Origin of the sequence: Photobacterium aquae (assembly GCF_001029445.1) — a bacterium.
In the GTDB taxonomy this organism is placed as follows: domain Bacteria; phylum Pseudomonadota; class Gammaproteobacteria; order Enterobacterales; family Vibrionaceae; genus Photobacterium; species Photobacterium aquae.
In genome coordinates, this window is the sequence record NZ_LDOT01000008.1 from 54,261 (window position 1) to 60,260 (window position 6,000).

At 49.7% G+C, this 6,000-nt stretch carries 6 protein-coding genes and 1 pseudogene; 2 read left to right on the top strand and 5 right to left on the bottom strand.

What is annotated here, in order from left to right:
* Positions 1 to 21: 21 nt before the first annotated feature.
* Positions 22 to 129 (top strand): annotated as a pseudogene (locus ABT56_RS24645) (amino acid transporter); the annotation flags it as partial.
* On the top strand, positions 119 to 625 hold the full coding sequence (locus tag ABT56_RS07960) for a YbaK/EbsC family protein (protein WP_047878347.1): 507 nt from the start codon (positions 119 to 121) through the stop codon (positions 623 to 625). The pseudogene ABT56_RS24645 and the gene ABT56_RS07960, both read left to right, overlap by 11 nt.
* A gap of 66 nt (positions 626 to 691) precedes the next feature.
* Here the strand turns inward: ABT56_RS07960 and mscS are convergent, their stop codons facing one another.
* From mscS to ABT56_RS07985, 5 genes are all read right to left on the bottom strand, one after another.
* Positions 692 to 1,588, bottom strand: a complete 897-nt coding sequence (gene mscS / locus ABT56_RS07965) for a small-conductance mechanosensitive channel MscS (RefSeq protein ID WP_047878348.1) — start codon at positions 1,586 to 1,588, stop codon at positions 692 to 694.
* Between the two features lie 271 nt (positions 1,589 to 1,859).
* The gene (gene fbaA / locus ABT56_RS07970) at positions 1,860 to 2,936 is read right to left on the bottom strand and encodes a class II fructose-bisphosphate aldolase (protein WP_047878349.1); all 1,077 of its coding nucleotides are present in this window, start codon (positions 2,934 to 2,936) and stop codon (positions 1,860 to 1,862) included.
* 138 nt (positions 2,937 to 3,074) lie between these two features.
* A complete protein-coding gene (locus ABT56_RS07975) occupies positions 3,075 to 4,238 on the bottom strand; it encodes a phosphoglycerate kinase (RefSeq protein ID WP_047878350.1) in 1,164 nt (387 codons plus the stop codon).
* 31 nt (positions 4,239 to 4,269) lie between these two features.
* A complete protein-coding gene (gene epd, locus ABT56_RS07980; RefSeq protein ID WP_047878351.1) occupies positions 4,270 to 5,361 on the bottom strand; it encodes an erythrose-4-phosphate dehydrogenase in 1,092 nt (363 codons plus the stop codon).
* Positions 5,362 to 5,604: 243 nt separating this feature from the next.
* Positions 5,605 to 6,000, bottom strand: a 396-nt coding sequence (locus ABT56_RS07985) for a transketolase-like TK C-terminal-containing protein (protein ID WP_047878352.1), incomplete at its 5' end; no start/stop codon positions are given.

The following is a 6,000-nucleotide window of genomic DNA, read 5'->3' on the forward strand; positions in this document are numbered from 1 at the left end:
ACAGCAAAGGTCGCCACGTGATTATCAAAACCCAAGGTGAAACGCGGAATTGACCTAGCCGTTGCGGCTATGATGTTCGTGATCGCCAGCCATCTGGCACAAGGACTATGGAGCCAATATGCAGCCTGACAAACTCGATGAAATCTACCACGCCAACCTTGCCCTGTTTTCCCGAGCAGGCGTCAGCTACCAGCAATGGCAGCACGAGCCAATCCTCGACTTCGAGGCCGATGAACGGATAGGCAAGGCGCTCGGCTGGACTGCCGCACCGACCAAGAGCCTGTTCATGAAAATCAAGGGCGGCGGCCACTGCCTGCTGCTGACCCACCGTGACAGCCGCCTCGACAGCAAGTTGGTCAAGCAGGTACTGGGCAAACGGGTCTCCGTCTGTACCCATGACGAGATGATTTCGGCCATCGGCTGCGCGCCTGGGGCCGTCTGCCCGTTCGGGCTTCCTGACGATATCACCCTGCTAATCGACCCGGTGGTATATAGCTATCAGGACCTGATGTTTACCCCCGGCAAGCCTGATCACACCTTCGCTTTTGCCAGTGCTGATCTCAATCACCTCCTGGCCGCCCTGCCCAACCCGGTTCTGCCGCTGCCGACCGAGACTGAGGCCTAATTTCAGGCATAAAAAAATGGAGCCGATATGGCTCCATTTTTCCTTCAGGCCAGCGCCGTTGCGCTATCAGCCTTCGATTTTGTTCAAGTGAACGTCCATCTGCGGGAATGGGATCTCGATACCTTCTTGATCCAACTCTTCTTTGATCGCCTGAAGCAGATCGAAGTAAACATCCCAGTAGTCAGCCGTGTTCACCCAAGGGCGCACCACGAAATTCACTGATGAATCAGCAAGAGCAACCACACCCACGGTCGGAGCTGGATCTTTCAGGACACGCTCGTCAGCAGAGACAACACGCTCAAGAACCGCTTTCGTCTTCTTCAGGTCAGCCTTGTAAGACACACCGATAACGAAGTCGATACGGCGCGTAGCATGACGCGAGTAGTTAGTGATTGGACCGCCGATAACGGCCGAGTTAGGTACTACGACCATTTTGTTGTCTGTGGTTTTCAGGATAGTAGAGAACACCTGAATAGCCTCAACCAGACCTGCTACGCCGCCAACTTCCACGAAGTCACCAGACTTGAATGGACGGAATGCCACAATCAGAACACCTGCGGCGAAGTTAGACAGCGAACCTTGCAGCGCCAGGCCAACGGCCAAACCAGCGGCACCGATCACGGCAACCACAGAGGCAGTCTGCACGCCAACGCGGCTTAGAGCTGCAATCAATACGATGACAAACAGCAGGTAGCGAACCAGCGAATGCAGGAACTCCACCACGGCCTCGTCCATTTCTTTCTTGCGCAGCATTCTTGCCACGCCATTGGCAACGGCCTTGGTAACGATGTTACCAATAAACAGAATCAGCAGTGCCGCGACAATATTGACCGCGTATTGGATCAACAGGTCGTGGTTGTCTGCCAGCCAGTTCCCGGCGTTCAGCACGCCGTTCGTCAAATCATTGTCCTTGATAGTATCAACGACAGTTTCCGTTACGGTATTTGCAACGCTCTCACTCATACTTTTCTCACCCAGCTATTGTTATTTTCATTTCCGCTTATCACGGAAGCACTGATAATCATAGACTTAATTAAGTAATATACCTACCCGGGCCACCGCTGCGGCGGCTTACCGGCTAGAAGGCAGTATGCTACCGCCCATATTTCGCGCCGGATAATAACGTCACCGGCGAACAACACCAACAACTATTTGATACAGGTCACACCCCTATTTTGACCGATACAAAAAAGCCCGCTTTCGCGGGCTTTTAAATCAACACGTTAACTGTAAATTACAGTACGTCGATTGCGTTAAGGTCAGCAAATGCTTTCTCAAGACGCGCAACCATTGAAGACTGACCAGCACGTAGCCATACGCGTGGATCGTAGTACTTCTTGTTAGGAGCGCCTTCGCCAGTTGGGTTACCGATCTGGCCCTGTAGGTAATCGTGGTTTTCAGCTTCGTACTTACGGATACCGTCCCAAGTTGCCCACTGAGTATCAGTATCGATGTTCATCTTGATCACACCGTAGCTGATAGACTCTTTGATTTCAGCTTCAGTTGAACCTGAACCGCCGTGGAATACGAAGTTAAGCGCGTTTGGTGCAATACCGAACTTCTCAGAGCAGTACTTCTGAGAGTCACGCAGGATAGTTGGAGTCAGTACAACGTTACCAGCCTGGTAAACACCGTGTACGTTACCGAAAGAGGCAGCGATAGTGAAACGGTGGCTGATTGCGATTAGTTTCTCGTAAGCGTATGCAACGTCTTCTGGAGAAGTGTATAGCTCAGAAGAGTCCATGTCAGAGTTGTCAACGCCGTCTTCTTCGCCGCCAGTACAACCTAGTTCAAACTCAAGAGTCATGCCCATCTTTTCCATGCGCTCTAGGTACTTAGAACAGATTTCGATGTTCTCTTCTAGAGACTCTTCAGACAGGTCGATCATGTGAGAAGAGAATAGAGGCTTACCAGTTTGCGCGAAGTACTCTTCGCCAGCGTCTAGTAGACCGTCGATCCAAGGAAGTAGTTTCTTAGCAGCGTGGTCAGTGTGCAGGATTACTGGCACACCGTATGCTTCAGCAACAGCGTGTACGTATTTAGCACCCGCTACAGCACCAAGGATTTGTGCACCTTGACCTTCTAGTTTCACGCCCTTACCAGCGAAGAAACCTGCACCGCCGTTAGAGAACTGAACAACAACTGGTGCTTTTACTTTAGCAGCAGCTTCAAGTACACCGTTGATTGAGTCAGTGTTAACAACGTTAACTGCTGGCAGTGCAAAGTTGTTTTCTTTTGCTACTTCAAAAACTTTCTGTACGTCGTCGCCAGAAATAACACCAGGTTTTACGAAATCGAAGATCTTAGACATAACAATAGTCCTATTTGCCTTGTTGTCTGTATTAAAAGTAATTCTGTGCAATCGTTTGCTACTGGCCGCTATTTTACAAAAACACGACCCCATTCACAAACGATAAGTACGGGAGCCAACGGCTCCCGACTCATATAATTACGCTTTAGCGCGCTCTTCCAGCATAGCAACCGCTGGTAGAACCTTACCTTCTACGAACTCAAGGAACGCACCGCCACCAGTAGAGATGTAAGAAACATCTGCTTTGATACCGAACTTGTCGATAGCTGCTAGTGTGTCACCGCCGCCTGCAACAGAGAAGCCTGCTGATTCAGCGATAGCTTTAGAAATGCCTGCTGTACCCGCTTCGAAGTTCTTGAACTCGAATACGCCAACTGGGCCGTTCCAAAGAATAGTTTTTGCATTGCCGATGATTTCAGCCAGTGCCGCAGTTGAATCTGGGCCTAGGTCGAAGATCATGTCATCGTCTTGTACGTCAGCAACGTTCTTAATTTCTGCTTCTGCGTTTTCGTCGAATGCTTTAGCACAAGCAACGTCAGTTGCAACTGGGATAGAACACTCTTCCATCAGCTTCTGTGCAGTTTCGATTAGGTCAGCTTCGTACAGAGACTTACCTACGTTGTGGCCAGCAGCTGCGATAAAGGTGTTAGCGATACCGCCACCAACAACTAGCTGGTCAGCAACTTTAGACAGAGACTCAAGAACAGTCAGCTTAGTAGAAACCTTAGAGCCACCAACGATAGCAACAAGTGGACGCTGTGGGTTGTCCATTGCTTTGCCTAGTGCTTCTAGCTCTGCAGCTAGTAGAGGGCCAGCACAAGCAACTGGAGCGTGCATGCCTACACCGTGAGTAGATGCCTGGGCGCGGTGAGCTGTACCGAATGCATCCATTACGAACACATCACACAGTGCTGCGTACTGCTTAGACAACTCTTCTTCGTTCTTCTTCTCGCCTTTGTTGAAGCGAACGTTTTCAAGAACAACTAGCTCACCAGCGTTCAGCTCTAGGCCGTTCAGGTAGTCTTTAGCCAGTTTAACTTCGCAATCAAGTGCGTCGTTCAGGTAGTTAACAACAGGCTGTAGAGAGAACTCTTCCGCGTACTCGCCTTCAGTTGGACGACCTAGGTGAGAAGTAACCATTACTTTCGCACCGGCTTCTAGACAAAGCTTGATGGTAGGTAGAGATGCAAGGATACGTGCATCTGAAGTTACTTTACCGTCTTTCACTGGCACGTTTAGGTCAGCACGGATAAATACGCGTTTACCAGCTAGGTCCAGATCAGTCATCTTGATTACAGACATGGTTTGTCCTCTCAACTTGTTAATTTAAAATTCAATTTTTAGTCAGCCCAGCGTCACTGCAAGGCTCGGTAATTCTTACTGCTTGTGTATCCGCCCTATCGACGGCATACATAGCCAACGCGGTGTCTAGCATTCGGTTGGCAAAACCCCATTCGTTATCGCACCAAACCAGCAATTTAACCAAGTGCTGGTTGCTCACCCTGGTCTGGGTACCGTCGACAATCGCACTGTGCGGGTCATGGTTGAAATCAACCGAGACCAGCGGGGCTTCGGTGTAATCTACTATGCCACTCAATGTACTACGAGATACAGCCGCTAAGGATTGATTTACGTCATTAACTTTCACGTTTGTCTTTACAGTAACGCTCAAATCCATCGCAGTAACGTTAATTGTCGGAACGCGCACGGAAATAGCTTCAAACTTGTCAGAAAATTTCGGAAAAATACGACCAATCCCCAAGTGTAGCTTAGTATCAACTGGAATTATTGACTGGCTGGCAGCGCGAGTACGGCGCAAATCGGAATGGTAGGCGTCAATGACCTGCTGGTCATTCATCGCCGAGTGGATCGTGGTAATCGTGCCGGACTCGATACCGAAGTTCTCGTCCAGAACCTTAATAACAGGGACAATACAGTTGGTGGTGCAAGAGCCATTAGACACTATTTTGTGTTCAGGCAGCAGCGTTTGGTGGTTGACGCCGTAAATAACGGTATTGTCGATATCTTTTGCAGCAGGATGGGAAAACAGAACTTTGCCGGCACCGGCCTTGAGATGGGCCTCGCCGTCAGCGCGGGAGCCATAGACACCGGTACAATCCAAGACGATATCGACCTCAAGATCATGCCACGGCAAGAGTGATATATCACTCTGATGCAAAATACGGACACTGTCGCGCTCGCCGTCATCATGACCAATAAACAGGTGTTCCTGATCATGGCTGACAGACTTGCAGAAGCGACCATGACAGGTGTCATACTGCAGAAGGTGAGCCATTGCTTCCGGCTCAGCCAACTCGTTGACTGCCACGATCTTCATTTGATGGCGTTTGCCGCTTTCATACAGGGCGCGAAGCACACTGCGTCCGATACGGCCAAATCCATTAATTGCGACTTTTAGTGTCATATCCGTGCTACAAAATTAATAAGCCGCGTTAGTGTATACCAAGCGCCAAGCAGAATCACGATAAATGTGACCCGTATCACCCAGACCACTAACACCAAATAAAAACAAAAACTTAGCCAATAAAACCTTAACATCCAAGCTGTTTTTGCCGCCAATTCAGCTGTGAGTCAGATCCCACTTTCCATAAAAAAAGACCTCCGCAGAGGTCTTTATTTTATGCATTGAAATAAATCAGCGCGGCAATTAGTCCAGAAGCTCTTTGGCGGTTGCCACTGCATTTTCAGTGGTGAAGCCAAACATCTTGAACAGCTCGTCGGCAGGTGCAGACTCGCCGAAGGTGCTCATGCCGATGATACGGCCGTCGAAACCAACGTACTTGTACCAGAAGTCAGCGATACCCGCTTCGATGGCAACACGCGCAGTCACGTCAGATGGCAGTACTGCTTCGCGGTAGGCTGCGTCTTGCTTGTCGAATACATCAGTTGCAGGCATAGAAACAACGCGAACCTGACGGCCTTCAGCGGTTAGCTGTGCTGCTGCTTCTACGGCTAGCTCAACTTCAGAACCCGTAGCGATAAAGATAAGCTCAGGCTTGCTAGCACAATCTTTCAGGATGTAGCCACCCTTGGCGATATCAGC